We start from the raw sequence: 3,904 nt of genomic DNA on the forward strand, positions 1-3,904 counted from the left end.
AGCAGCGGTACGCGTGGCCGGACTCCAGCAGCTTCGCCGCCACGTCCTTGTAGACGTCCATGCGCTGCGACTGACGGTACGGCGCGTGCGGGCCGGGCTGCGCGAGGGCGCGCAGGCCAGGGTCAGCTCGGCGCGCGGCAGCACGGTGGCGCGGGTGCGGCTCGCCGCCGGGCTGCGCAGGGACACGGTCTTCCTGCCGTTCCACTTCCCGGGCGAGGGGCGGGCGAACCTGATCACGAGCCCGGCCCTCGATCCGGTCAGCCGCATGCCGGAGTTCAAGGTGTGCGCGGTGCGGATCGAACCGTGCGCCGACGCGTGTGAGGAGCCGGGATGACCAGGGTGCTGATCGTCGGCAACGGACCGGCCGCCCACCGGCTGGCCGAACGGCTGTGCGCCGGGCACGGCTTCCCGGGGCCGGTCACGGTCCTGGGCGCCGAGCCGGTGCCGGCCTACCAGCGGGTGCTGCTCCCGTCCGTGCTCGACGGGACCCTCTCCCCCGCCGAACTCGCGCTGCCGCCGCTGCCCCCGTCCGTGACGGTCCGGCTCAACGCCCGCGCCGTCGCCGTCGACCGGCGGCGGCGCGTCGTGTCCACCGAGGACGGCGAGGAGTACGGCTACGACGTGCTGGTCCTGGCGACCGGGGCCCGGCCGCGGTCCGGCGACGGCATGCGCACGCTGCGGTCCCTCGCCGACTGCGAGGGGCTCGCGGAGGGTGCCGTCGCGGTCGTCGGCGGCGGCGTGCTGGGCGTCGAGGCGGCGCTGGCCCTGCGCAGGGCCGGCCGCGAGGTGACCCTGGTGCACCCCAACGCCCATCTGATGGAGAGCCGGCTCAACCCGGCCGCCGCGGAGCTGCTGGCCGCGCACCTGATCGAACAGGGTGTCGCCGTCCGGCTGGAGAGCCTGGTCGAGCGGATCGACGACGGCAAGGTGACGCTGGACAGCGGCGAGCCCCTGGGGGCCGACGTCGTGCTGCGGTGCGCCGGTGTCGAGCCGGAGACCGGGCTGGCGCGGGAGGCGGGGCTGGCGGTGCGATCGGGTGTCCTGGTCGACGACCTGCTGCGCACCAGCGACCCGCGCATCCACGCCATCGGTGACTGCGCGGAGCATCCGCGGGGCGCGCCCGGTCTCGTCACGACCGCGTGGGAGCAGGCCGAGGCGCTGGCCGGGTTCATCGCCACCGGCCGCGGCGGTTACCGGGGCACGCGGTCCGTGGTCCGGCCCCGGGTGCCCGGCCTCGACCTCGTCGCGATGGGCACGCTCGACGAGCGTGCAGAGCGGGTGCGGCTGTCGGACCCCGCGCACGGCAGGGTCGCCGAACTCGCGGTGCGTGACGGCCGGCTGGCGGGCGCGGTGCTGTGCGGTCTGCCGCGTGGCATCGCCGACGTCACCCAGCTGTACGACCGGGATCTGCCGGTGCCGTCCGGCCTGCTGTCGCTGCTGCTGGGCACGGATCCGACGCCGCTCGGGCCGGTCGAGCTGCCGGACGACGCGGTGATCTGCCGCTGCAACAACGTCACCAAGGCGGCCCTGCTGGCCGCCCTGCGCGGCGGTGCCCGGGGGCTCGGCGGCGTCGCCGCGGCGACCCGGGCGACCACGGGTTGCGGCACCTGTGTGAAGACCGTGCGGACCGTGTTGGAGGCGGCATGACGAGCAAGACCCTGGTGGTGGTGGGCCACGGCATGGTGGGCCACCGGCTGGCCGCGGATCTGCGGTCCCGCGACCGCGAGGGCGTCTGGCGGGTGGTCGTCCTGGCCGAGGAGGTCCGCCCGGCGTACGACCGGGTCGCGCTCACCTCGTACCTGGAGGGCCGGAGCGCCGCCGAACTGTCCCTGGTCGACGAGGCGTTCCTCGCGGATCCGCTGGTGGACCTGCGGCTCGGCACGCCGGCCGCGGCGCTCGACCGTGCGGCCCGCGAGGTCGTCACGGCGGACGGCACGCGGGTCGCGTACGACGCGCTGGTGCTGGCCACCGGCTCGCGCCCGTTCGTGCCGCCGGTGCCGGGCCGCGAGCTGCCCGGGTGTTTCGTCTACCGCACGATCGAGGACCTCGACGCGATACGGGCCGCCGCCCAGGGGCGGGCGGGCCGGCCGGCGGTGGTCATCGGGGGCGGTCTGCTCGGCCTGGAGGCCGCGAACGCGCTGCGCGCCCTGGGTCTGCGGACGCATGTGGTGGAGATGGCGCCCCGGCTGATGGCCGTCCAGCTCGACGCGGGCGGCGGCGAGGTCCTGGCGGACCTCGTCTCGGACCTCGGGGTGACCGTGCACTGCGGGGCCGTGACGGAGGCGATCGAGCCGGGCCCGGACGGCCGGGCCGGCGGGCTGCGGCTGGCCGGCGGCTCGGTGGTGGAGACGGACCTCGTCGTCTTCTCGGCCGGCGTCCGGCCCCGCGACGACCTCGCCGAACCGTCCGGTCTGGAGCGCGGCGAGCGCGGCGGCTTCCTGGTGGACGACCGCTGCCGGACCTCCGACGAGCGGATCTGGGCGATCGGCGAGTGCGCGGCCGTCGACGGGCGCTGCTACGGGCTGGTCGCGCCCGGCTACCGGATGGCCGAGGCGGTCGTGGACCAGCTGCTCGGCGTCGCCGACACGGCGTTCCCCGGCGCGGACATGTCGACCAAGCTCAAGCTGCTGGGCGTGGACGTGGCCAGCTTCGGCGACGCGCACGCGGCGACGCCGGGGGCGGTGGAGTACGTGCGCGCGCGGCGGGACGAGGGGGTCTACGCGAAGCTCGTCCTCGCGCCGGACGGGTCGACGCTGCTGGGTGGGGTGCTGGCGGGGGACGCGCGGGCGTATCCGCTGCTGCACTCCTTGCTGGGGCGCGCGCTGCCGGGGCCGGCGGATCAGTTGCTGGCCGGAGTGGAGTAGTCCACGCATGCAAACGCCGGACGGGCTGGACATCTCCAGCCCGTCCGGCGTTTCCGGCGAAGCTCAGCCGGTCGGCGGGGTTCCGTCGCCGAAGGGGCGGCCGCCCAGTGCTTCCCGCCCGTGCGGGGTGAGCAGTTCACTCGGGTCGGGGCCCACGGCCACCAGGCGTCCCGGGTTGAGGCCCGGGATGCCGTAGTAGTAGCTGCGCTTGATGTGGTCGAAGTTGACCGTGTCGCCGATGCCCGGCGTCTGGAAGAGGTCGCGCGTGTAGCCCCACAGCGCGGGGTACTCGCTGATCTTGCGGATGTTGCACTTGAACGCGCCGTGGTAGACGACGTCGAAGCGGATCAGCGTCGGCCACAGCCGCAGGTCGGCGGCCGTCAGGGTGTCGCCGACCAGGTAGCGGCGGGTCGACAGTCGCTCCTCCAGCGCGTCCAGCCGGGCGAACAGGGCGTGGACGGCACGCTCGTAGCTCTCCTGCGAGGGCGCGAAGCCGGCGCGGTAGACACCGTCGTTGACGTCGCGGTAGACGTCCCGGTCCAGCTCCTCGATCTCCGCGAGATGCGCCTCGGGGTACAGGTCGGGCGCGCCCGGCCGGTGGAGGGCGGTCCACTCGGTGGCGAAGTCACGGGCGAGCTGGTCGAAGTCGTTGCTGACCAGCTTGCGGGAGGGGATGTCGACGAGGCCGGGCACGCTGACCCCGCCCGTGTAGTGCGGGTCGGCGGCCAGGTAGGCCTCGCGCAGGGCGTGGATGCCGAGGACGGGGTCGATGCCGCCGGGGCTGCCGGTCTCCTCCGAGAAGACCCAGTGGTGGTCGCCGTCGATCAGCTCGCGCACCGGGTCGGTCTCGGCCATGGAGACGGCCGTCTCCAGGCCCATGAGGCGGCGGGCGAGGACGACGCGGTGCGCCCAGGGGCAGCCGCGGTTGATGACGAGCCGGTACCGGCCCGGCTCGGGGGCGGGCGCGTACCGGAAGTGGGGGGGGGGGGGGCCGGGCTCGGGGGTGGGTGTCTCGGCGGGCGTGATGGTGGGTGACCGGT

At 75.1% G+C, this 3,904-nt stretch carries 3 protein-coding genes and 2 pseudogenes; 3 read left to right on the forward strand and 2 right to left on the reverse strand.

All coding sequences use genetic code 11. The features are described 5' to 3' along the window. Window positions 1-94, reverse strand: a pseudogene (locus AB0K09_RS30830) (glutamate--tRNA ligase family protein); the annotation flags it as partial. Here AB0K09_RS30830 and AB0K09_RS30835 point away from each other — a divergent pair. The 3 genes and pseudogenes from AB0K09_RS30835 to AB0K09_RS30845 all read left to right on the forward strand — a co-directional run. Next, a pseudogene (locus tag AB0K09_RS30835) lies at window positions 89-334 on the forward strand (molybdopterin dinucleotide binding domain-containing protein); the annotation flags it as partial. The pseudogenes AB0K09_RS30830 and AB0K09_RS30835 sit on opposite strands and share 6 nt — an antisense overlap. Next, complete coding sequence (locus AB0K09_RS30840) at window positions 331-1,647, forward strand: FAD-dependent oxidoreductase (RefSeq protein WP_366068704.1); 1,317 nt, start codon at window positions 331-333, stop codon at window positions 1,645-1,647. The pseudogene AB0K09_RS30835 and the gene AB0K09_RS30840, both read left to right, overlap by 4 nt. Beyond that, window positions 1,644-2,864, forward strand: coding sequence for an FAD-dependent oxidoreductase (locus AB0K09_RS30845; RefSeq protein ID WP_366068705.1), 1,221 nt, complete (start codon window positions 1,644-1,646; stop codon window positions 2,862-2,864). Before AB0K09_RS30840 ends, AB0K09_RS30845 begins: the two co-directional genes overlap by 4 nt. 63 nt (window positions 2,865-2,927) lie before the next feature. Here AB0K09_RS30845 and AB0K09_RS30850 read toward each other — a convergent pair whose 3' ends face one another. Then, window positions 2,928-3,890, reverse strand: a complete 963-nt coding sequence (locus tag AB0K09_RS30850; protein WP_366068706.1) for a glutathione S-transferase C-terminal domain-containing protein — start codon at window positions 3,888-3,890, stop codon at window positions 2,928-2,930. Window positions 3,891-3,904: the final 14 nt, after the last annotated feature.

The organism is Streptomyces sp. NPDC049577 (assembly GCF_040675635.1).
Lineage (GTDB): Bacteria > Actinomycetota > Actinomycetes > Streptomycetales > Streptomycetaceae > Streptomyces.